Here is a 22,967-nt window from a genome sequence, read left to right as displayed (position 1 = left end):
AGAGGACCTCAATCATAAGCAGCGCCAAATCGTCAGAAGGATAATGAGACTCTTTTTCAAGTCCTATCTATGTTCTGCCGATGGAGTTGGTAATACATTTATACATTTGCCTATAAATTTCGCGTTTAATAAGATTAGCCGATGAATGCTAATTCGTCATTTTCTATTGTCTAATTTTCATAACTTTATTTATCCGAACTGTTAAACATATAGTCAAGTCTGAACCTGGCCCTTGAGCTTTCCTCATATTTCCACGTGGCTATTTCATCATCAACCTAGTCAAATCTTAGATGTTTTACGTGATTTTAAAATTCAAGGTGGTAAGAAAGAGAATGCTAAGCGAGCCATGTTTATCAGCCCGATGGAGTTATCGATGTTGGATGCCGTCATCAGGTTAGCACGATTGCTAGACAATCCGACCGATATTCTGACACTTGCTCCTCTATTTACCAAGGAAATTCTCTATATCATTAAACATTAATCTTTTTATACCAAATCAAATTAAAGTATTAGTTACAAGACATTGTGATGTGAGCAATGAAAAGAACCTCCATTTCTAGAGGTTTCTCATTCATTAAATATTATAAATAAAATCCTCAGGTATGACCCGTCTTAAGAAATGCTGAGTTCTTTCTTCTTTTGGTCTTGAGAAAATCTCCTTTGGAGAATTCTCTTCTACGATCACACCGCCATCCATAAAGATGACTCTGTTGGCTACATCCTTTGCAAAAGACATTTCATGCGTCACCACTAACATGGTTGTTCCTTCTTTTGCAATATTTTTCATGACGGTTAAGACTTCACCGACTAATTCTGGATCCAGTGCAGACGTTGGTTCATCAAATAAAATAATATCTGGATTTAACGCAATCGCTCTTGCAATGCCCACCCGCTGCTGCTGCCCGCCAGACAGTTCACTAGGGTAGGAATTCAATTTATCTGCCAATCCGACCTTCGCCAAGGCCTGTTGCCCCAGCTCATTGGCATCTGCTTTCGGCACCTTTCTGCCAATGATAAGACCTTCTGTCACATTCTCTAATACTGTTTTATTCGTAAACAGATTATAATTCTGAAACACAAAAGCAATCTTTTGCCTGATTTGATGTATTTGTTTTTTGGTTACTGATTTAAGGTTCACATGAATATCACCAAAAATGGCTTGCCCCTGATCGGCCCGTTCAAGAAAGTTAATGCACCGAAGCAATGTGGTTTTACCAGAGCCACTCGGGCCAAGAATGACAACCACATCACCCCTATCAATCTGTAAATCTACTCCTTTTAAAATCTCATTCTTACCAAAGGACTTGTGGATATTTTTAATCTCTAACATGACTTTGCCTCCAATCATGATTTTAGGCAGCGGCTGCTTTATACTTCCTTAACCGTTTTTCATACATCTTAAATAAGGTTTCCACTAAGCTGCATAAAATGAGATAGACAAGAAAGATATCGATGTACGCTTCAATAAAATTGTAGCCAACATTGGCTGCCACTTGAGCTTTTAACGTAATCTCTCTCAATGACAAAGCATAACCCAAAGAGGTAGCTTTAATAAGATTGACCGTTGCTGTACAAATATTGGGCAATGCCACCACTAATATTTGTGGAATGAGTATTCTTCTAAACGCTTGCACATTGTTCAACCCAACAGAATAAGCTGCTTCCAGCTGCCCCTTACTGACCGTGCTAATAGCAGAACGAAATACTTCAATTAAAATAGCTGTTGTATTCAACGAGAAAACAATAAATGCGTACCAAATCGGATTGATATCGTAGATACTCGTTTTAACATGATACTTCTCGAATATGGGAGCCAATAGTAAAGGAACACTTGTAAAAATAATAAAAATTTGAACAATAACAGGAGTCCCTCTCACAAATGAAACATAGACTCGTGCCAACTGGCTTATCACTGGAATTCTATTAATCCGCGATAAGGCGAGCAAAAATCCTGAAGGCAGAGCAATGAGTAAGGAGACAATCGTAATGAGTAAGGCTATAGGCACTCCAGATAATGCAACAAAAAAGGTTTTTACTAAAAATGAAACATCCAATCCGACCGACATGCTGTCACCCCCTATGTCGTTTTTATAACCAGTTTACCTTTACTAAAAATCTTTTCTAACTTTGAAAAGAACTGTTCAATCAAAATGGATAAAACCCAGTATATAAGAGATAAGGCAAGATAAATTTCTAACGAATGAGAATTATAGTTATTTGAAATAATAAGGCTTGCTTTCCCCATAATATCAACCAAACCAATGGTATACGCTAATGATCCTTCTTTCATTAATTCAAGGAGGCTGTTGCCGAAATTGGGCAATGCGACAACAAATGCTTGTGGCAACACAATTCTCCGAAATGCCTGGGCAGGACTAAGCCCGACACTAACCGCTGCCTCATATTGTCCACGGTCGATCGCTTCATAGGCCGTTCTCATCACCTCAGACATGAAGGCCCCAAATTGCAGCGAAAAGGTAATCACAACATAAATCAAAGTGTGAAGATGATTCAGTTCTGTACCAAAGTTACTGGCTATTGCCGGAAGCCCGTAATACACTAAAAATAAAAGAACAATAGAGGGGGTACACCTTAAAATGGTGGTATACCCATTGGCGATTTTTCTGGCAGCCGTACTCGTTCCGAGTTTCATTACGGCTAAGATAAAACCTAGAATCGTACCGAACAAAACCGATAGACCTGCAACCATAAAGGTTACGTGTAGAAACGAAAGAAGTTGTGGCAATGCTCCCCAAATGTAGGTACTATCAAAATACGTTTGCATATTCCACCTCTTTTTAGATGGTTACCTTTTTACAGTATCCAATAGTTTAAATAAATCAGTATTATAGAACTTAACCATCAGTTTGTTTGTCTTCTTTTCCTCTTTTATTTTCTTGATGGCTTGATCATAGGCATCTGCAAATTCTTGTTCTTTTTTGTTGAATAATGGCCACGTTTTGACAACCGCAAACTCATTATAAACAAGGTCATTTGCTAAATTATGATAAGGACCATCCTTTGCAAGAACTTGCTTTTCATACGTTGCTCCCAAATAAATGCCTCCATCTACACGTCCTTCATTTACCCATTGAACGACATCCACTGAGAATGCATCTCCTGCTTCCAGTTTAACTTTATTGTCTGGATTGGCTTGGTTATATTCATCTACAATGGTATATTGAGCATTACTTGCCGCAATAGGTGCTAACGAAAGCTTAGCTTTAGCAAAGTCTGATAAGTCTTTTATATTATCGTTTTTCTTTTTTAACAAAATGCCAACTCCGCTAAGTCCGAGGAATTCTTTCGGAAAAATATAACTCTTCGTTCTTTCCTCTGTGAACCAGGCATTTTTTACCCCTACTTGATATTTTCCTTGCTGCACCCCTACCAATAAATCTTCACTGGATGTTGGCACATATTCGAATTCATATTCTGGCAATGCTTTATCCACTAATTTCATGACTTCAATTTCATATCCGGTTGGGTTGCCCTTTTCATCTAGGTATCCGATTGGTTTACCGCCTTGATCAAACGCTACTTTTACTTTTCTTACTTCTTTCTTAGCAGCTCCCGCATCCGATTTTGCCCCAGTTGTTGACGTTGAGCCGCAGCCCGCAATGAGGGTTACTAAAGCGATTCCTGTAGCTGCGATTTTAAAAAACTTATTCATTTTCATTGTCTTTTTCCTCCCTTAGATTCATATTGTTGAATAGCTGTTTGAGCTAATTTTAAAATAGTTAGATCATCCATCGGCGGATTATGCAGGCCTGCCCGGACATCTCGGTAATAACGCTGCAGTGGATTGGTCAGCTGTAAGCTTTTTGCTCCGACTAATCGCATAGCTTTGTCGACCACGGTAATCGCGGAATTGGTCACAAGATGTTTGGCTACAAGTGCTTCATTTGTGATATCCCGTTGACGATCCTCATCAATGTAAGCCTCTGCCGTACCATATAGGGCAAATCTTGCTTTGTATAATTCCAAGTCCATCTCGCCTAATAAAGCCTGCACGTTCGACAGCTGAGCGATTGGACCCTTAATACTATTGGGCGAATGGGTATTGGCAAATTCGAGTGCATAGTCCCTGGCGGCCTGCGCGATCCCTAAATAGGTGGCAGGAATCAGCAGACCCCAGCCATTCAGTTTAAACCCCGTATGATAACTGGGAATTTCGACTAAGTCCGACTCATCCACTTCCACGTTTTCTAATACTAGATCATGGCTGCCGGTACCACGCATCGCGATTACATTCCAATTTTCCTCGATGGTTAGTCCTTCCGCTTCTTTTGGAATCAGCAAAAAGCCTACCGTTCCTTTTTCTTCGATCCAAGCAGAAGTTAAAAAATAATCCAGTTCCGGTGAACAGGTTGTATAGTTCTTCCGCCCATTAATCACCCATTTTCCAGCTGCCCGCTTAGCACTTGTTCCGGGCCGGCCACCGCGAATGGGACTGCCTGTAGCCATTTCGCTTACTGCTCGGTTAATGATGGCCCCATTGTTTACCTCTTCAGCAAAAAATGCTAACTTTTCTGGATTCCAATACCGATTTTCAAATAATTCTCCAACGGTCATTAATGTCCATCCAATCGATAACGCGGTGCTGCCATCATAGCTTCCCAGCTTTTCTTGTAAGAGAATGGAATCGTATAGAGAAAATCCTGACCCGCCAAATTCCTCTGGTAAGGTCAATTTGGTATAACCGATTTTTCTTAACGCTTGGATATTCTCTCTAGGGAAGCTGCCCTCCTTGTCGATTTGCGAGGCTTGTGCTTTAAAGTCCGCTTCTAATGGGTACAGCCGTTCAAGCCACTTACGCTGCTTGCTATTTTTTACAAATAAGGCCTGCATGCTCTTTGCTCCCTCCTAACATTTAATAAAAAAGACTGCTCCCATTTAGAATGGAAGCAGCCTTCAGTTGACTGATAAGCTAAGCTCACAAGTTTTTATATACATTATTTGGAATATTATGTATCTATTACATTATAATAAGCATATTAATCCAATGTGTCAACTAGGAATTTAAATTTGAATTTCCATTAACTAATTTACATACTCCAGATTCATATGAATCATCAAGAAGATCTGTACCGTATTGAGATTTTAAATTTTCAATTTTATATAGGTTCTCTTTATTATCTCCATACTGAATATACTTCTTAATTAACGCACGAGGTTTGCTCGCTTGTCCCTTTACAAATACTGGAGCCTCATCTATATAATATTGATAAACCTTATCGGTAAGTGGACCCTTCTCGCCTTGATCAATATAATTATGTAAGTAGGCACAACTTTTGAACGAAAAAGGCCATGAAAACCGTCCCTGTGGGCCTTTAACGTCTAATTATATTTGCCATTACTAAACTAAATAAAAAACGGTAAAAATTTTTTACCTAGTAGTAAAAAATTTTTACCTCAAATTGTATTTTTCCAATTTATAATTTAATAATTGTTTGGAAATTCCTAATCGTGTTGCCAGTTCTGTTAATTTCCAATTTGTATTTTTAAATTCACTAATAATGATCGATTTCTCAAACTCCTCAATCGCATTTTTTAGAGTCCATTCCTTGGTATTCTTTTGATTACTTATTGCTTCCTCATTGTATTTTCTAATTCTCTTAGGTATATCCTCAATAGAAATCTGATTAGAAGTAGCATTATTATAAGCTGTTTCGATTGCATTCTTTAATTCTCTAATATTCCCTGGCCATGGATACCTTTTAAACCATTCCAACACTTCGGGTTTTACACCTTCAATAGACATATTCATGTGATTATTGTAAAAATGAATATAATACTCAAGCAATGTTTCAATATCTTCTTCTCTTTCAGCTAAAGTAGGTAAATCAATTTGGACAACTCCCAATCTGTAGAAAAGATCCTCTCGCAATCTTTTTTCAGAAACTAGGATTTCCGGATCTTCATTTGTTGCTGAAATGATCCTTATGTCAACATAAATATTTTTGTTCCCGCCAATTCTTCTTATCATTTTTTCTTCAATCGCTTTGAGCAGTTTTGCCTGAAGATAATAATCTAAAGAATTAATTTCATCCAAAAATAATGTTCCACCTTCAGCTTGTTCCATTAATCCTGGCATATCTGTGGAGCCTGTAAAACTTCCTCTCACCGTACCAAACAAAGTACTCTCCAACAGGTTAGGTGGAATCGCACTGCAGTTTAGTGAAAGAAAAGGAGAACCATATCGATCACTTAAATTGTGTATCGACTGGGCAACAACCTCTTTTCCTGTGCCGGTTTTACCATTTATTAGGACAGTAGAATTGGTTTTCGCAATTTTCTCTATCTTAATCTTAATGGCTCTCATATTTGGATTGGCAGTAATAATATTTTCAATTGTATAAATGGTATTATTTTTTCGATAAACTTTATGGCTTGCCATTTTTTCCAAAGACTGAATATTTTCCTTGGAATAAATGTGTTTTGAGAACTCAATTGCTCCAACCACTTTATTGTTGTCAATAATCGGATATGTGGAGTTTATTGACTCAAAATGATTTCCACTTTTTGTAACCAACAGTTGTCTAACATTACTTTCGGCTTTTCCACTTTTTATTACTCTCATAATGGTGCTGTTTTCATTTGTAAGGTTTTTATAAAATGAGGTAATATGTTTTCCCATAAATTCCTCAGGTCTAAGACCAATTTCTCTAAGTACATTTAAATCGGCTAGATCAAAAAAAATGATTATTCCTTTTTTATCGGCAACTAATATATTATCATAATCCACTAGTTTTTCGATATTTCTGATATCTATTTTCAAGATTCGACCTCCATTCCTCTATTGTTAAAGGAAGAACACAATCCTTATTCAATTATGTATTTTAAAAAGTTATATTACCATTATTATAGGGTATATTTAAATTCAAAGGAATACAAAGAACAGCCCTTTTTAAAGAGTAGAAAAAGATACCTTTTCACTTTGATTTCTTTAGTAATAAGGTATCTTTCATTTAGGAAAATATATTTTTAGTTATTATTTATTGGAATAATGGTTCAACCAATTTATGGCTGTCTGAACAACGACTGCTACTCCCAATGGAATGACGCCTTCGTCCATTATAACGTTCGGATTATGGAGCGGATAATTGTTCTCTCTCAAACCGTTGGCACCAGCCCACATAAACATCGTTGGTACAATATTGCTGATATAGGAAAAATCTTCTGTGCCAGCCAACGGCTCCTTGTTGACCTCCAAATTGTTCTCTCCAATGACTTCTTTTACATAAGGTGCCATTTGCTCACACAATTCCTCATTATTAAATAAAGAAGGGGTTGAGACTGTTTCAAGGCTGTAGGTACCGCGTAACATTTTAACGGTTGCATCAATAATCTCTGGAACTCTTTTAAATAAATAATTCCTTACTTTCGGATTAAATGTACGTAAAGTGGCATCAAGGTGGGCAGAATCAGGAATAATATTTGCGACAGTTCCTCCACCCATCTTCCCGATAACAAGAACGGCCATTTCTCTTGGGTCTACTTCTTTCCCAACTAAACTATTTAATTGCGTGTAGACCGCATTAATAATCATTAAAGGATCGATGGCTTTTTGCGGTTCAGAGCTGTGCCCGCCTTTTCCCTGTACTTTTAGGAAAAAGCCATCCAATGACGATGCTGCAATCCCCGGCTTATATCCGAATTTTCCGACCTCTAAGCTTGGATCAACATGCAGGGCCAGTGCCGCATCTACTTTTGGGTTTTCCAATAGCCCATTCGCCACCATATCCTTAGCACCTGCGCCAATTTCCTCGGCTGGTTGGAACATGATCTTGACCGTTCCGTTAATCTCATTTTCTTTTTCCTTTAATAACTTTGCCGCACCGAGCATGAATGTCGTATGGATATCATGACCGCATGCATGCATAAATTCATTAGTGGATTTAAATTGCAGATCTGTATTTTCCTTTAGAGGTAAAGCATCCATGTCTCCTCTTACCAAAAGAGTTTTACCTTTTCCCTTACCAATAGTTACAACTAATCCCGAGGTCCCTACCTTTATAGGTTCAAGACCCATGTTATTTAAAATTTTTTCCACGTAGGCAACCGTTTTTGGTAAATCAAAGCCGATTTCAGGATTTTGATGGAGATATCTACGATATTTGATTAGTTCCTCTTTTATTTCCTCTGCACGTGATAAAATATAATCTTTTCCTAGGGTTCTATTCATAGAAATGCTCCTTCACTTTTTGCTCTATCATCATTAAAAGTATTTAATTCAAACTTTGGTTTTATTTTAGCTGCAATGGAAAATAATCCAAATTGGACAATAGAAAGAACCATTAAAACAGTTAGAAGTGAACCGTATGAATGGCTTATATGGTAAAGAGCACCTGACACGATTGGCGTTATGGCTGCACCTAATGAAATAAAAATGGCTACAACTCCATATTTTGCACCAAATTCCTTCTCACCAAAAAGAGCTCCTGTCATGTAGGCAGGTGTAACGGTAACCGCTGTTGAGCCAATTCCTGAAAAAACAGTATAAAGAATAGCTGGTAAGATTATGTTTGCTTTCATTAAAAATAGAAAACTTACCATACTTCCTGCAGATATAATAAGTAATGTTGTGACTAATCCCAACTTGTCAAATAACCGACCTACTACCAGTTTTCCAACAATTACCATTCCCGAGCCTAAAGATAATAGCAATGCAGCTGTTTTGGCAGTTGTACCTATACTAGCCAGATAGGGGGCAAGATTGATTAGCATTGCGTTAACAACGAGCCCGCCAACTAAGATAGCTAAACAAAGAGTCCAAAATGATAGGGACTTTAATGCTTCGCCCTGAGTTGTACCTGTTAATTCTTTCTTTTGTGTACTTATTAAAGTGGATTCTTCACTAAGTGGTGATAGACCTTTGTCAGCTGGATCTAATCTTATTACAAATACAGCCAACGGAACTAATACAGCAGCTATTAAAATTCCTAATACTAGATAAGCTGATCTCCATCCGTAGGCTGTAATAAGCCAATTAACTAAAGGGCTAAGGATTACGCCCCCAAATCCGCTGCCTGACAAAGCAATTCCTAAACATAAACCACGTTTTTTATTAAACCAATTGGTGATGAGAACGGATGCTGGAATCATTGCTCCTCCTGCCATACCTGCCCCCATTAGTATGGCAAATAGATAAAAATGAATGAGTTTAGTTGAAAATGAAAAACCAACAAATGCAACAGAAGCAATTAAAATAAATAATGTTAGATATACTCTTACATCCATCTTTCTCATTAATCTACCTGCTATTGGACCTACAGCCATGGCAGCTAAAGCCATTATGGTAAAATATAGCATAAACTGAGATGGACCAAATCCGAGTTCTTTCGTAACAGGCAGAATAAATAATGAAACCAAGTTGGCAATCGGAGCATAAATTAAAGTCATAATCAAAAAGGTTGCTACCACAATCCACCAACCATAAAAAATCTTCCCCTTTTCTTTCATACCATCCCATCCTTTTTAGTTGAAATTTTATGATTCTACTACTAATTTTTCGATCGAATCTAATTTATAAACCAAATTACCAGCCATATAGGTTTCCACTACTTTTATCTCATCAATTTGCTCAGGATCTATGATCAATAAATCTTTATCCAAGACAATGAAGTCGGCATGGAAGCCTGGTTTCAGCTGGCCAACATTGGGGATCCGGATGATTTCCTGCGCCGCTCGGGTATACAGCGTAATCGCTGTTTCAACATCTACTCTTTGTATTTTTCCGGTATCTGTTCCGTCGTGAGCAAGTCGGGTGACGGCCGATTTGATTCCGACGAATGGATTTACGGGGTCTGCCCATGCGGTGGCGGGAGCATCGGATGAAAATGCTAGTTTTATACCAGCCTCTAACATTGCTTTAAATGGATAGGTTTGCTTAGTTCGTTCCGCACCTAAATTACGAAGATAGGTTTCAATTTCTGCGAACAGGAAGATGGGCTGCGAAACAAATGCAATTCCCGTTTCTGCTGCCCGCTTCAGTGTACCAGGAGTCGGCATGGCCGCATGCTCAATTCTGATCGATGGTGCGTCGGTCAGCCAGCCTTTTTGCCCATAGAAGGTATCAACAATCAAATCGATTGCCTGTTCACCCATGGCATGGATAACAAGCTGGATTTTATGTTTTTTTGCTGCTTCTGTGGCAGCCAATAATTCTTCCCTGGTAGTCATTTGGATGCCATAATTTTCTCCTTCCCCTAAAAATGGCGGGTTGACCCAGGCTGTTTGGCCGGAGACACTTCCGTCGGAAAACAATTTAATTCCGCCAATGTGTATTTGATTTTTTCTTACCAGTTTTTGCTGTTCAATGACAGGCTGTTCTTTTAAATCTTCCCAAATATAATAAAGAACGGAACGCTGCTTCAGTCCTTTTTCAGTAGCCAATTGATACATTTCTATGTAATCATTTGGCTTTGTCCGCCCCATTAATTCCGTAATGGCTGTAATCCCGTGTGAAAGTAAAACAGGGCTGAGTTCTGCAAGTAATGCCGCATCATCTTCCAATGTCGTTTCAGGCATGACATGATTAACAAGATTTTTGGCATTCTCACGTAAAATACCTGTTGGCTCACCGTTTTCATCACGGTCAATTTTGCCGCCCTGCGGGTCTGGAGTATCCTTCGTTATTCCTGCCAATTCCAATGCTTTACTGTTGACTGATATGATATGGGCGCAAGTTCGAGTAATGACAACCGGAACATCGGGTGCTGCCAGATCCAAATCCCTGCGAGTTGGGGCTCTTCCTTCTAATAACTTACCTTCGTCATAGCCCCAGCCTTGAATCCAGGAATCTTGACTTTGTGATGCACGCACCAAACGAATTTGTTCTTGTAAATCTGATATTGAATGAATTAGAGGCTGGGTACAGGCTATTTGCTTGGCAGCTCCAGCCAAATATAACGGATGTAAATGTGCATCAATCAATCCGGGCAGAACGCTTTTACCATAAAGGTCGACACACTTTCCTTCTATATTTTTCAAATCTTCTTCTTCACCGATCCAGGCAATCCTGCCATTACGGACGACCATGGCACTGGCATAAGGCTGTTCTGGATTGGATGTAAAAATTTTCCCATTAATAAATGTTAATTCATTGCTGCTTTGGCTCATGTTTTCTTCTCCTCTCATTTTGTCAATACTGAAATCGTTTACATAGGAAGGATGAAATCATCATTTGCTTCCTCGCTTTTAGATATTGCAATAATTGTGCCAACTTTTTAAACATTATTTGTAGATTTTGTGAATGTTCTTCTTACAGCCTTAAAATCTTTTATTCTCGGCAAAATTAATCACTCAATTCCCGAAGATTTAGTAAATTAAAACAACAAATATACCAAAAAATTTGAGACTCTGTAAAATATTTTTGATTTTTCGTAAAAAAATTTTTACCAACAAATTTGCGTTTCAGGTAAATCAATTTCCCATCCTAGGTGTTCTAATAATTCTACCGATGCCTTTCCTACTTTACTTTGAAACATGTCTACTAGACAGGTAGCAAATAGCAACCAAAGCAGCATAATTGAGTGATTATGACACACACCAACTAAATCCCCACTTTGTCACAAAGTTCGGCCGGCTCCAGATATTTAATTTCTCTCTTCTTGCCAGACTCTCATCGTCTCTATATAAATCTAGATATCTATAGGGTGGCTTCATAATGTACCCCACTCGTGCGAATCCTTCTTTTAGCAAGGTTTCTTGCACCGATTTGCCATCGACATAAACATAGGCTAGTAGTCGTCCGTAAGAATCCTTAGTGTTCTCCTGCTCCAGTTCTATCGTTAGAATTCCACTCTTTACTAACTCGTCATTCCTTAAGTAAGCTGCCATTGCGTAAGGCTGGATACACATGTCTGGCTTTTTTGATTCCGGTGTATCGATTAATAAATAACGAACCGTTTCGATTTTCCCCTTCACTCTTACCTTTATGGTATCACCATCAACGGTATCGACGAATGTGACGGGTACTTGTCCTATCGGGATGACCAACGCTTCATCCATACGTGTGGTACTCGCTGGAGTCTCATCCTGCTGTAGGCTGACCCTTGGTTTTATTTCTTCTTGCTGAAATGATGGCGGATGTAAGGCTAGAAGCGTGGTGGCTGCTACTAATGCGACTCCTGTTATTCTTTTTCGCAAAATAAATACCTCCCTAATTTCAAGCTTACAAGTCTACAAACTGTCCATAGGATTCGTCCAAAAATCAGTACGTACCATTCTAAACTTTGCCATCTTCCACCACTGCCTTTCTTCTAATAAAATTCCTTCATCTTTGATATATAGATTAATGAGGTAAGTGGTCATATGTTATTCATTAGAATATGAATAGTTTATGACACTCCTTCATCACCTTGTCCTTTACGAGGGCTTTATGTAAAAGCCTATGTCTATTAGCACTTCTACCATATCGAGATTTTGAGAGGTAAAGCGAATTTCACTTTTTCGAATTTGAGGGCACTTTTAGCGCTCAACAGCAAAAAAACGCCTTCAAATTTCACATTTGAAGGCGTTTTTTGCAATTTAGGACGAATTTTGAGCTTTTTTTGTGAAGACGTTTATCTTTCTTAGGTTATGTGAAAATCTTGTTTCTACTATTCTTTTAACCTTACTTTCATTTATAAGTGGTTTATATTCATCTATACCAATAAGGGACGACAAAAAGTATGATCCTTTTGCCTCGTTTGAACCATTTCAGCCTTCATCCGCCGATCAATAATCATATAATCAAGCTCATTCGGCTGATTCTCTCCAGTATAAACAAAAGAACAATAGCCTTTAATTTGCTCTCCATAAAAAATTGGGGTGCGTAACAATGAAAGCTTTTCTGAATAACGTACAAATGTAGTGTTGGAATCTCTAAATGTATTTAAAGAAAGCGGATTCGGAAGGTTTCCTGATTTTACAATGATTTGATTATATTCATCTTCAATAAAGACTGTTAAACCAGTCGTTTCAAATAAAATATCAACAACTTTTTGTAACCCTTGGTTCGACAGTAGTTCCTCAATTAATTGCCGGTGTATATCGCTCGCTTTACTTAAATGGGCCCGTTCCATTTTTAATTTCGCTGTTATTACATCGAGTTCCTTGATCATGCTATTCGCTTGATAGTAACTCAGGTCACTCGTAATTTCTTCTCCCCATATTTCAATTGGCATACAAATACATTTGCATTGCTCGTGGCCCATCGCGCGACATTCTACTTCCTTAACAAGGATGGGCTGTTGCAACACTTTTGACAGGTAACCGCTTGCATATCCACACAAGGTGTGACAAACAGGCCCTTCACTGAGGCCTTTGTCTTTTAAATATTGAGACGCTTCAAACGTATTAATCCAAAGGACTTCAATAAAATTGCATTTCTTTTGCTCATCAAAGCTCATTTCCAAAATTTCCACTTTATCTAAGTAACCATGCAACCTGTGAAATTTAGGACCTGCATTTACCAAATCCATCTCATCGTCCCATTGCAATGACATGGCTTTTTCCGCATCACTCACACCACAATGCCAGCCGTAGCGAATAAACACGCCCCTTGTTCGTTCATCGCCAATGACGGTAATGAGCTCATTTTTCAAATTTGTTCTTGCTTCAATAGGGATTGAAATAATTCGTTCATAAAATTCATTTAAAACGGTTTCTTTAGGTAATTCAAAAGCATCTTTTATGTGCATTTGGTTAAAACTCATATTTATTCAACCCCTTAGTCTGTGCTCCTGAAAAAGTGCCTGTCCCACTCGAAATTTGTAGCATTCGACAAGTGACAGGCACCATTTTATATTTCATGTTTTTTCCTAAATTAAAGATGGAAAGACTTTCAGTATGTAATATGTAATTATTCAAACAACTAAGAATAATTAATTATTTTAAGAGTATTATAACATACAAGAATTTCATTAAGTTTCTTTATGATTAAGTTTTTGATTTTGGGACAGTCTGCCCCATTACACAGTCCAATAATGCTTCGGCTCAGTATACCTTCTTAAAGTCTAGCCCCGGTTCTTTTATTGAAAAAATAAGAGGCCCTCATTTCAAGATAATCTCACCTTGAATTGAGAGCCTCTAGTTAACCAGTCGGCATATAAATTATTGAGCAAATATTTACTAACATCTTATACCCGACAATTCCTACCAGTCAAGTATAAATTAAATATTTTTACTATATATTACTAAGTCATTCCTATTTAAGAACAGTAGGGGCCTGATCATCACATATTGTCTTCTGGAATTAACTACCGCCTTCATCAATGTCCAGTATTGATATCGTTTTCATCCGTTTTACCCCAATGGCTTGTCAGTTGGTCAAGTCTTTCCATACAAACTTTAATTCGATTAAGTTCAGTATGGAGTAAAGAAATATGGTGGTGTAGACTAGCTTCTCTTTCCACAATGGCCCGCTTCATTTCCTTCGGTGCTGGTCCACCAGGCAGCGACCGAGTTTTAACAAAGTGTTCTGGGTCCATTGCTGTGCGAATGATCTCCTCCGGTAAATTCAACGGAATTCCGACAACTGCTTTTGCCGCTTCATCCACGAGTACAGATGTGACATGAGTAGCATTCAGTCCTCTGGCCAAGGCAATTTCCACCACCTGGCTGGCAATGGAATGAGAGGTTCGAAACGGGATGTTTGCTTCCCTAAACAGGGTGTCGGCTAATTCCGTTATCGTCGCAAAACTTTCTTGGGCCCTTCTTTTTAACAGTGCTTCATTTACTTCAAGTGTTCCAACCACCACGTTTGTTAACCGAAAAACTTGATCAATAAGGTGCAGGCCCTTCCATAAATACGGCTGAAGGTCATCCTCGGTATCGTTTATATCTCCGTATGGTGTGTTATGTAACATTTGAAGTACGGTTTGGGCGTTCCCAATTCCGCTAGAGCTTAATGCACGAATATGCTCTAGTGAAACAGGATTTCTTTTTTGCGGCATAATGGAACTCGTTTGAACATAGGGGTCTGCCACACGAATCGCTGCAAATTCCTGGCTGGACCATAAGAGAAGGTCTTGTGAAAACCGGCCGAGATTGATAAAGGTTAATTGTATCGCTGTTGCAATTTCCCCTAAATAATCGGCACCGGCAATCGCATCATAGGCACTCTTGATGATTTTCGGAAATCCTAATAACTCTGCGACTGTATTTCGGTCAATCGGAAATCCGGTCGTAGTGAGGGCCGCCGCGCCGAGAGGACTAGCATTGCATGTATCATAGGCTGCTTTCAATCTTTTTAAGTCACGGTCAACGACATCGTACATACCCAGAAGATAATGGGAGAACGTCATCGGCTGGGCTTGCTGCGTATGGGTATGCCCAAGGACAATGGTTTCCTTATAGGTGTCGATCACCCTCAAAAGTGTTTCTTGAAAGGAAAGCAGCGCCTCGATGGCGAGTAGAATCTTTTCCCGAAGAACCATCCTGTACATTGCAACACCCATATCGTTCCGGCTCCGAGCAAGGTGCAAACTCCCACCCATTTCGCCGGCAACTTTCATAATTTGACTTTCTACAAGGAAAAAGAGATCCTCATACTGTCCATCATAGGTGGATTGGAGAATTCTCTCCTTATCAAGTGCGCAAATAGCTGCAAGGATTTGGGAACCCGCACTCTCCTGCAACAACCCTTGTTCCACCAGCATAATCAGGTGGGCTTTATGGATTGCTATCATCGGCTCTAGTAAAGATTGCTTGGCGTGCTCATAAGCAGGTGCCAATACTACCTCTGAATAGGTCGCTCCAGGAAACTTCCGACCTTCTTTTTCCAAAATGCTCTCCTTAATATTCATCACAATACCCCCAATATTCCCCTATCATGGTTAATTCGGTAAAAATGGCTACAAGAATGAACAAACCTTAAATGACTAGTAAACTTTTGAAAATAAAACAGGAGAAAAAAGTTCGCACTCTTTTGTTTATTTTATGTCTCCAGCCTATTTATGTTAATAAAAAAAGCATGAACATTGTATGTTCATGCCATCGGTTGTCCGGAAGACAGTAAATAATACTTTATATCTCTACGGTATTTATAGATTAATGGAGTTTTCTTATACAATACAAACTGATAACGAAATGTATTAACTGTCAAATTGATTAAGGGAAAGCCTTGATAAACAAGGAGTAAGGTTGATAAATTTTTGTATCAATCAAATGAATTTTTGTCAAAGTATCTGACCCTCGTTTTCTGCCTTCCATCAAGTTTGTTTGCCCTCATAAATTTGTGGACAGAGAGAAAGTTGATTCCAAGATTAAAAGATTCTTTTCTGCCTCAACATTGAATTTTTTAATTTCCTTGCCAAAAAAAGACTGCAGGTGTGGAAACACCATTCAGTCTAATGTATCGTAACCATATTTATTTTATATCCACTGAATAGATCCAAACTCACCATGCGGATGGTTTTGAAATTTAAATCTTCTATACTCATATTCTAATTTCGATAGTGGCAACTCATAAAGCTTTTGATCGTCTTTGTTATAGACGTTTAAAAAAATTAATTTATTGATAAGTTTTTGTCGCTTTTTTTCATCATTATTTCTCAACAGAAACACTCCCTTAGTTTTACAAAAACTTTCCCTTGAATACAACCACTTTTAATTTCATTTATTAGATTTATTAGATTAATTTTATTATAAACCTATAATTCCTATCAGTAAAGTATGAATTAAAATTAAATAAAGAAGACACTATCATCATGACAGTGCCTTCGCGATATTCAATGACAAGCGGTATGGACCCAATCAGTTAAATATTTATAACTTATCGATTAATACTTTGTGCCAATCGGAAACAAATTGTTCGTCATATCCCCCGGTTATACATATTCCATTAGATGTTTCTCACATTCTATTAACTTTTATATGTTTCAACATATTACATTTGATGCCAAAAGGACGGCTCCTTTTTGGTTTTCATTCGTTTCACAAAATAAGTGAACATCTACATTTAAATCGTTAAAAAAGAAGAGTGTACACAAAATACATCCTTCTTAACCATTTTAATAAAGACCTTTTTCGTCCTTACTTCCATTTACCAGTTAATACCTCTGTTCGATCCGTTGCAGGTGAAGGTGTCCTTGAAAAATTGGTAATTTCAGCGTACATTTCTTTTGTCATATTAAAATCAGCCGCTGCTAATGAATCTTCTAATTGGTCTAAATTACGGGCACCAATGATAGGAGCTGTAACAGCAGGATTAGTCATTACCCATGCAACTGCTAAAGTTGCAGGTTTCACATCATGCTCTTGTGCATATTTGGTGAACTGTTCAGCCGTAACAAAATCTTCATCGGCACCATAACGGTCACCATAGCGGGCATTCTGTACAAGGCGGCCCTGCTCAGGACGTTTATTCATTCCATATTTTCCTGAAAGAAGTCCAGCACCAAGTGGGCTGTAAGTAATGACTCCCATTTGTTCGGAAGCAGCCATAGGTAGGATTTCAACCTCTGCTTGGCGTTTAACAAGGTTATACATAGGTTGGATCAATTCAAAACGAGCAAGTTGCTCTTTTGCAGAAATTCCTAATGCTTTAGTGATTTGCCATGCTGCCCAATTGCTTACTGCCGGGTAAAGAATCTTTCCTTGACGTTGTAAGTCATCGAGTGCTCGAAGGGTTTCTTCCATTGGTGTGCTTGCATCAAAGTCATGTAAAAAATAAAAATCAATATAATCCGTCTTTAAGCGACGTAGGCTATTTTCAATACCTTGCATCATATGTTTTCGGGACAAGCCTCTCGCATTCACATCAGCACCCGTGTTCCAAAACACTTTTGTTGTTAGGACGATTGATTCACGCTCATGTGCGATACATTCACCTAAAATTTCCTCAGAACGCCCATAAACATCGGCAGTATCGAAGAAGTTGATACCGGCTTCCCGACAACGTTGATACATGGCTTTAGATGTTTCTTCATCAGCGTCTCCGCCAAAAGACATGGCACCAAAACATAAATTTGAAACCTGAATTCCTGTTTTTCCTACTGTGCGGTATTCCATATTGTACCTACAAAATCTATCGTTCTTTTGTTAAATGAATGTAAATCACGTTTTGTTACATCCATGTATTCCAAATGGGGCAACTAAAGAGATAAGATTAACCCACTTGAACTGTTGGTCGGATAATCATTTCATTGATACCTACATCTGCTGGCTGCTCTATTGCAAATGCAATTGCACGAGCAATGCTGTCCGCATCAATTGCAATTTTATAAAATTCATCTAATCCTGCTTTCATCGTTTGGTCCGTAGTAGTATCTAAAAGTTCACTGGTAACTGCCCCAGGGGAAATATTGGTCACACGGATATTTGTACCACTCATTGCTTCTTCTTGACGCAAGCCTTCAGAAATGGCTCTTACTGCAAATTTGGTACCACAATAAACCGTTCCACCTGGGTAGATGTTATGTCCAGCTACCGAAGAAAGATTGATAACATGACCGGATTTGCGTTCTCTCATGGAAGGAACAATAGTAGCAATAGCATAAAGGGCGCCTTTGATATTTACATCAATCATCCGATCCCACTCGTCAACTTTATTCTCTGCAAGAAAAGCTTGCGGCATGATTCCAGCATTGTTAAATAATACGTCGATTTTTCCAAACTCATTAAGTGCATATTCGGCTAGTTCCTCCATTTGTTTACGAGAAGTCACATCTGTCACTTTATAAATTGCTTGTCCGCCATTATTTTGAATCTCTTCTTGCAATTTCTTTAAGCGGTCTTCCCGACGAGCCGTTAGAACTAACTTCGCGCCTTTAGATGCAAGTTCTTTTGCTGTTGCTTCTCCAATCCCAGAAGAAGCACCCGTAATAATAACAACTTTATCTAGAATATTAGACATAATAAATAACACCCTTTCTTCATTTTCAGGAATAACCTTTTTTATTTTGCTCTTTCAACACGTTAGATAAAAATCCTACTTAAATTTAATTCAACTCTATTATTCCGAAGTTGCTAAATTAAATCCTAGTAAAAAATCAATACCGTTTGATTAATCAACATCTGTTTATAATTATACAAAGGAACATAATTATTTCAATCGTTAATTTTACGCAATTTGTTGATTATTGAACAAATCATTCTAAATTGTTTATCTACTCATATTACCACTCCATTAAATGGCTCTTTCGTAATTCCTGCGTTTACTAGTAAGACTAAACGAGACCGCTGCGATAATTGCGGCAATGGCGACTGATACAGCTCCGAGCCAACTAACTGCATGAACGGATGTACTTCTTACTGCTATACCCCCAATACCTGCGGCCGCTGCTATCCCCAACTGTATGAAGGAGCCATACAGACTAAGCATAATTCCTGATGCTTCTAGAGCAAGCCAGACCAGGTTATAATGCATACCTGGGCCAGATGACCATGCCGAGAAGGACCATAGCATAAGCAACGGAATGGCGACAAGGGTTGAACTAGCGATAGTAGATAGCAACACTAAAGCTATAACGTGGACAACCAAACCGCCGACAAGAGTTATAGGGTTACCAATCCGATCCGTCATAAATCCACCAAACTTGGAACCTATTAAGGTAGCGATACCGAAGGCAAACAAGGCACCACTCAATTCTCGTCCGCCTATGGATGTAACGGTTAGCAGGAAGGGGGCAATATAGGAATACATTACCCCATATCCTAGCTGCCAAAAGAACGTTGCACCTAGGCCCATTAAGATTTTCGGGTTTTTTAAATAAGAGAGTTGCTTGCCCAGAGGGACGGCCACCCCGTTATTTGTGGCAGGAATCGAACGCATGATAACGATGATGGCTAGTAAACTAAGAACACCGATACCCACAAAGATTAGCTTCCAATCGTAGAGGAGAGCTACAACACGGCCAATTGGTACGCCGACGATGATGGCAGCACTAAATCCAAGAATAACTGTGCCAATAGCCCCTGCTTGTTTTTCGGGTGGTGCTAATTTTGCTGCGGCCGTCTTGGCAGCAATGGCAAAAACTCCACTTCCTAGAGCAAGAATAATTCGAGAGACAATAAGAAAACCGAAGCCAGGAAGGGTGATTGTCATCACACTGCCGAGCACCATTAAAGCAAGAGAAAGCATCATTAACTTTCGCTGATTCATTTTTGTCGTCGCTATTACGACAAGTGGGGATCCGAACGCATTAGCAAGCGCAAATACGGTGATCAGCTGTCCTGCTACCGATACCGTAACATTATTCGAGGCAGCGACTTTATCCAAAATACCTGCAATAACGTACTCCGATGTACTCACCATGAAGGTAATCAAGGCCAGCATGTAAATTTTCCAGGTATTTTTCATATTAATTCCTTTTCACCCCTCAAAGATTCCTGATACAACTTCCTATGATTAAATTTTTCATTCATTTTCGGGAATAACTTCATTTACCCAACTTAATGCGTTTAGTGTTCTCGGAAAGCCCATATATGGTAGGCAGTGGGTGATGGCAGTGATCAATGTTTCCTTATCATTGCCCACATTTTTATTACCCAGCACATGTGACTTAACTTGGCTTTCACAACCACCCAGCGTACTGATAATACAGAGTGTCAACAACTCCCGTGTTTTCAAATCAAGTCCGCTACGAGTGTAGAAATCTCCGAAGCAAAAAGCGGAAAGATAATCCTGCATATGCTTTTGATTTGCTGGGGCAGCCTCACGCATTTTTGCAATAACTTCACCAAAAATCTCTACTTGAGTAGCAAGTCCTTTCTCGAAACGATTATCTTCATCTACAGTCTTTTGGCTTTCAATTGGTAAAGCGATATTCTTTGCTTTGAAAACCTCATTGACTTCATTGATGGCGTTTAATGTTTTGGGAAAATCCAATGTATGGAGCACACTGATAAACGGCCTCTTTGATTTCTACAGGTGTCAACCCAACATTTAATGCCGCGATGACATGTGCCTTCAGTTGAGGTAACGTTTGGTTGGTTGCAAGCACTACCAGAGTGATTAGCTCACGTTGCTTGTCATCTAGGTTACCTTGATAACAAACTTCTCCAAAAATAAAGAGGCTAAGAATGTCCTGAAAATCAGGATCAGTAGCGTACGCGGCTGGTACTCCATTTTCAAATAGTTGTTTGTATTTTTCCTTGCTCTTTTCAACTCTGTCCATAAATAAGCCTCCTGTATGAAGTTAATTTACTTTTATTCTTCCAAAAGTTAGCTAAACATAATGCTTTAAAAATTAATATTGATTGATTAATCAACATCTGTTTATAATTATAAAAAGATTCTTAGTGCGTTCAATGGTTAAATTAACGCAATTCGTTGATTACTCAACAAATCAATTATAATTGTTGATTATCTTTAGAAAGATTGGTGAATGAAATTGTCTAAAGTAGATAGAAGAATAGCTAAAAGCCAAATAGCTATAAAAAATGCTGTTATTGAACTGATGTCTGAAAAAAGTTTTGACGACATTACCATTCAGGATATTGCTGACAGAGCAGATGTTAATCGAGGAACAATCTATCTTCATTACACGGATAAATATGATCTACTGGATAAAATGATAGAAGAACATATAAACAATCTCCGAGAACTTTGCCAATCAGCATCTGAAATGACGTTTCAAGAAGGAAATTATGTCTGGTTCGACTACTTTGAGCATAATTACTTATTCTTTTCTACCATGTTAGCGAGTAAAGGTGCTCCTTATTTTCGTAGTCGGTTTCTTGATTTAGTCATTGAAGAGTATAAGGGTGAAGTGGATATAAAAGAAGGAAAAAATCGCGGTTTAAATGAAGATGTTATTCTTCAATTTTTTGGCTCAGCGATCGTTGGGGCGGTGGAATGGTGGTTCAAGAATGGAATGCCTTTGCCAGCTCGTGTCATGACCGAACAAACAGGGGCTTTGTTAGATAGGAATTTTGAATAATTACTCAAGGTTCCAAAAGAATTAAAAAACCTGAGTCCCTAACTATACAGGACTCAGGTTGCATAATTGGCTTTTTTAATATTGGTGATTACCTTTATGAAAAGTTGGTGATTTAAAATTACAAGGAATTTGTTTTTTATCTCTAAAGAGGCCTCCAGAAGGTTCTTCAGGTTCATCGTAGCTAACCTCATCCCCATTTATCCTGGGAATATTGGGAACCCCAGCCTGTCCGCTCTTCCATCACTAAAATTGATCAATATTCGTGGTTTTCGAGCTAAAAATCCCACCTTGAAGAAATAGGAATGTGTAGGTCTGAATCTAATTGTACAGTTTCACCAATTTCAGGGGCGATTAGATTAACTTCTTTTTCTTTTTCCGCTTTTAATGCTCTTTCTATAGGCTCTGTCCAACCATGATAGGCAAGAGTATACGCTCCCCAATGAATTAACATCATATTCTTCCCATTTACATCTAAGTATGCCTGTACAGCTTCTTCGGGTGTCAAATGGACCCAAGACCATCGTCGATCATATTGACCGCCTTCTATTAAAGTGATATCAAAAGGTCCGTATTTTTTTCCAATTTCCTTAAAATGATCATCATATCTCCAGTGTAGCGTTTGCTTCCTGCAAATGGAACGGGTGATGCAATTGGACCTAGCATGGGGTCTACGAGTATCTTTTTGTTATCGATACTCAGCAAAAAAGCAGAATGCCCAAACCAAGTTAAACTATCTTCTTCACTATTAATTTTGTTCCAATTAATCTCGGAAACAGGAATTTGACCGGTAGGAGGGCGATCTACCCCTCCTGAAATAGATTCCTTCATCATAGAGAAGTTATCAGACAAACTCATATCCAAGTTTGTTGGCACTTTATTGACAAACTTTCCGTTAACATAATTATTAAGCTTTTTATATGTCTCTATTTGTTCTTTACTTGGGGTTCCGCCGAATACTGGATGTAGATTCAAAAACAATATAATGGCAACAAATATTACAACTAAAAAATAAATAAATATATCATTATTTTTTTCATGATTCCTTTCCTAGCCTCTGGTGCAAAATCTTCATTACTTTCGGTTCGGCAGTAAGTT

General features: G+C 38.4%; 21 protein-coding genes and 2 pseudogenes. 2 read left to right on the top strand and 21 right to left on the bottom strand.

The window, feature by feature from the left end; translation table 11 throughout:
* Window positions 1-274: 274 nt before the first annotated feature.
* Window positions 275-466 (top strand): annotated as a pseudogene (locus COE25_RS28150) (AraC family transcriptional regulator N-terminal domain-containing protein); the annotation flags it as partial.
* A gap of 108 nt (window positions 467-574) precedes the next feature.
* Here COE25_RS28150 and COE25_RS28145 read toward each other — a convergent pair.
* The 19 genes and pseudogenes from COE25_RS28145 to COE25_RS31980 all read right to left on the bottom strand — a co-directional run bounded on the left by COE25_RS28145 (window position 575) and on the right by COE25_RS31980 (window position 21,107).
* On the bottom strand, window positions 575-1,330 hold the full coding sequence (locus COE25_RS28145; RefSeq protein WP_098935000.1) for an amino acid ABC transporter ATP-binding protein: 756 nt from the start codon (window positions 1,328-1,330) through the stop codon (window positions 575-577).
* Between the two features lie 22 nt (window positions 1,331-1,352).
* Window positions 1,353-2,066, bottom strand: coding sequence for an amino acid ABC transporter permease (locus COE25_RS28140; RefSeq protein ID WP_257209007.1), 714 nt, complete (start codon window positions 2,064-2,066; stop codon window positions 1,353-1,355).
* A gap of 11 nt (window positions 2,067-2,077) precedes the next feature.
* On the bottom strand, window positions 2,078-2,785 hold the full coding sequence (locus COE25_RS28135; protein WP_098934999.1) for an amino acid ABC transporter permease: 708 nt from the start codon (window positions 2,783-2,785) through the stop codon (window positions 2,078-2,080).
* Between the two features lie 21 nt (window positions 2,786-2,806).
* Entirely contained in the window at window positions 2,807-3,679 is an 873-nt protein-coding gene (locus tag COE25_RS28130; protein WP_098934998.1) for a transporter substrate-binding domain-containing protein, read from the bottom strand.
* Window positions 3,676-4,851, bottom strand: a complete 1,176-nt coding sequence (locus COE25_RS28125) for an acyl-CoA dehydrogenase family protein (RefSeq protein WP_098934997.1) — start codon at window positions 4,849-4,851, stop codon at window positions 3,676-3,678. The genes COE25_RS28130 and COE25_RS28125 overlap by 4 nt, the downstream gene beginning before the upstream one ends.
* A gap of 559 nt (window positions 4,852-5,410) precedes the next feature.
* The gene (locus tag COE25_RS28115; RefSeq protein WP_098934996.1) at window positions 5,411-6,781 is read right to left on the bottom strand and encodes a sigma-54 interaction domain-containing protein; all 1,371 of its coding nucleotides are present in this window, start codon (window positions 6,779-6,781) and stop codon (window positions 5,411-5,413) included.
* 213 nt (window positions 6,782-6,994) lie between these two features.
* Entirely contained in the window at window positions 6,995-8,188 is a 1,194-nt protein-coding gene (locus tag COE25_RS28110) for a M20 metallopeptidase family protein (RefSeq protein WP_098934995.1), read from the bottom strand.
* The gene (locus tag COE25_RS28105; RefSeq protein ID WP_098934994.1) at window positions 8,185-9,465 is read right to left on the bottom strand and encodes an MFS transporter; all 1,281 of its coding nucleotides are present in this window, start codon (window positions 9,463-9,465) and stop codon (window positions 8,185-8,187) included. The genes COE25_RS28110 and COE25_RS28105 overlap by 4 nt, the downstream gene beginning before the upstream one ends.
* Window positions 9,466-9,492: 27 nt before the next feature.
* Window positions 9,493-11,124, bottom strand: coding sequence for an amidohydrolase (locus COE25_RS28100; RefSeq protein WP_098934993.1), 1,632 nt, complete (start codon window positions 11,122-11,124; stop codon window positions 9,493-9,495).
* A 281-nt stretch (window positions 11,125-11,405) separates the two neighbouring features.
* A pseudogene (locus COE25_RS28095) lies at window positions 11,406-11,531 on the bottom strand (hypothetical protein); the annotation flags it as partial.
* A 10-nt stretch (window positions 11,532-11,541) separates the two neighbouring features.
* Complete coding sequence (locus tag COE25_RS28090) at window positions 11,542-12,153, bottom strand: thermonuclease family protein (protein ID WP_306573063.1); 612 nt, start codon at window positions 12,151-12,153, stop codon at window positions 11,542-11,544.
* A 497-nt stretch (window positions 12,154-12,650) separates the two neighbouring features.
* Window positions 12,651-13,703, bottom strand: a complete 1,053-nt coding sequence (locus tag COE25_RS28085; protein WP_098934992.1) for a XylR N-terminal domain-containing protein — start codon at window positions 13,701-13,703, stop codon at window positions 12,651-12,653.
* A gap of 555 nt (window positions 13,704-14,258) precedes the next feature.
* On the bottom strand, window positions 14,259-15,794 hold the full coding sequence (argH, locus tag COE25_RS28080; RefSeq protein ID WP_098934991.1) for an argininosuccinate lyase: 1,536 nt from the start codon (window positions 15,792-15,794) through the stop codon (window positions 14,259-14,261).
* A 568-nt stretch (window positions 15,795-16,362) separates the two neighbouring features.
* Entirely contained in the window at window positions 16,363-16,554 is a 192-nt protein-coding gene (locus tag COE25_RS28075; RefSeq protein WP_256942349.1) for a Fur-regulated basic protein FbpA, read from the bottom strand.
* 468 nt (window positions 16,555-17,022) lie between these two features.
* Complete coding sequence (locus COE25_RS28070; RefSeq protein WP_098934990.1) at window positions 17,023-18,000, bottom strand: aldo/keto reductase; 978 nt, start codon at window positions 17,998-18,000, stop codon at window positions 17,023-17,025.
* A 97-nt stretch (window positions 18,001-18,097) separates the two neighbouring features.
* Window positions 18,098-18,844 carry an SDR family oxidoreductase gene (locus COE25_RS28065; protein WP_098934989.1) on the bottom strand — a complete coding sequence of 249 codons (747 nt, stop codon included), beginning with the start codon at window positions 18,842-18,844 and terminating at the stop codon, window positions 18,098-18,100.
* Between the two features lie 273 nt (window positions 18,845-19,117).
* Window positions 19,118-20,290, bottom strand: coding sequence for an MFS transporter (locus COE25_RS28060; protein ID WP_098934988.1), 1,173 nt, complete (start codon window positions 20,288-20,290; stop codon window positions 19,118-19,120).
* A 57-nt stretch (window positions 20,291-20,347) separates the two neighbouring features.
* Complete coding sequence (locus COE25_RS31985; protein ID WP_257209006.1) at window positions 20,348-20,818, bottom strand: carboxymuconolactone decarboxylase family protein; 471 nt, start codon at window positions 20,816-20,818, stop codon at window positions 20,348-20,350.
* The gene (locus COE25_RS31980) at window positions 20,784-21,107 is read right to left on the bottom strand and encodes a carboxymuconolactone decarboxylase family protein (RefSeq protein ID WP_257209005.1); all 324 of its coding nucleotides are present in this window, start codon (window positions 21,105-21,107) and stop codon (window positions 20,784-20,786) included. The genes COE25_RS31985 and COE25_RS31980 overlap by 35 nt, the downstream gene beginning before the upstream one ends.
* Window positions 21,108-21,323: 216 nt before the next feature.
* Between COE25_RS31980 and COE25_RS28050 the strand changes: the two genes are divergently transcribed.
* Entirely contained in the window at window positions 21,324-21,872 is a 549-nt protein-coding gene (locus COE25_RS28050; RefSeq protein WP_098934987.1) for a TetR/AcrR family transcriptional regulator, read from the top strand.
* Window positions 21,873-22,146: 274 nt separating this feature from the next.
* Here the strand turns inward: COE25_RS28050 and COE25_RS31975 are convergent, their stop codons facing one another.
* Together COE25_RS31975 and COE25_RS31970 are read right to left on the bottom strand one after the other, a co-directional pair.
* Entirely contained in the window at window positions 22,147-22,419 is a 273-nt protein-coding gene (locus COE25_RS31975) for an MBL fold metallo-hydrolase (protein WP_257209008.1), read from the bottom strand.
* Window positions 22,419-22,850: an MBL fold metallo-hydrolase gene (locus COE25_RS31970; RefSeq protein WP_257209004.1), complete on the bottom strand. Its 432-nt coding sequence runs from the start codon at window positions 22,848-22,850 to the stop codon at window positions 22,419-22,421. The genes COE25_RS31975 and COE25_RS31970 overlap by 1 nt, the downstream gene beginning before the upstream one ends.
* Between the last annotated feature and the right edge of the window lie 117 nt (window positions 22,851-22,967).

It is taken from the genome of Bacillus sp. AFS031507, from assembly GCF_002584635.1.
In the GTDB taxonomy this organism is placed as follows: Bacteria; Bacillota; Bacilli; order Bacillales; family Cytobacillaceae; genus Neobacillus.
The sequence above is the reverse complement of the archived record's forward strand: the minus strand, read 5'-3'. Positions and strand labels throughout refer to the sequence as shown.

Bases quoted from the DNA above. Each gene is read 5' to 3' on its own strand.
- COE25_RS28060 (WP_098934988.1), bottom strand. From the start codon at position 20,290: ATGAAAAATACCTGGAAAATTTACATGCTGGCCTTGATTACCTTCATG.
- COE25_RS28130 (WP_098934998.1), bottom strand. From the start codon at position 3,679: ATGAAAATGAATAAGTTTTTTAAAATCGCAGCTACAGGAATCGCTTTA.
- COE25_RS28110 (WP_098934995.1), bottom strand. From the start codon at position 8,188: ATGAATAGAACCCTAGGAAAAGATTATATTTTATCACGTGCAGAGGAA.
- COE25_RS28100 (WP_098934993.1), bottom strand. From the start codon at position 11,124: ATGAGCCAAAGCAGCAATGAATTAACATTTATTAATGGGAAAATTTTT.
- COE25_RS28070 (WP_098934990.1), bottom strand. From the start codon at position 18,000: ATGGAATACCGCACAGTAGGAAAAACAGGAATTCAGGTTTCAAATTTA.
- argH (WP_098934991.1), bottom strand. From the start codon at position 15,794: ATGAATATTAAGGAGAGCATTTTGGAAAAAGAAGGTCGGAAGTTTCCT.
- COE25_RS28145 (WP_098935000.1), bottom strand. From the start codon at position 1,330: ATGTTAGAGATTAAAAATATCCACAAGTCCTTTGGTAAGAATGAGATT.
- COE25_RS28135 (WP_098934999.1), bottom strand. From the start codon at position 2,785: ATGCAAACGTATTTTGATAGTACCTACATTTGGGGAGCATTGCCACAA.
- COE25_RS28140 (WP_257209007.1), bottom strand. From the start codon at position 2,066: ATGTCGGTCGGATTGGATGTTTCATTTTTAGTAAAAACCTTTTTTGTT.
- COE25_RS31980 (WP_257209005.1), bottom strand. From the start codon at position 21,107: ATGGACAGAGTTGAAAAGAGCAAGGAAAAATACAAACAACTATTTGAA.
- COE25_RS28105 (WP_098934994.1), bottom strand. From the start codon at position 9,465: ATGAAAGAAAAGGGGAAGATTTTTTATGGTTGGTGGATTGTGGTAGCA.
- COE25_RS28125 (WP_098934997.1), bottom strand. From the start codon at position 4,851: ATGCAGGCCTTATTTGTAAAAAATAGCAAGCAGCGTAAGTGGCTTGAA.
- COE25_RS28065 (WP_098934989.1), bottom strand. From the start codon at position 18,844: ATGTCTAATATTCTAGATAAAGTTGTTATTATTACGGGTGCTTCTTCT.
- COE25_RS28085 (WP_098934992.1), bottom strand. From the start codon at position 13,703: ATGAGTTTTAACCAAATGCACATAAAAGATGCTTTTGAATTACCTAAA.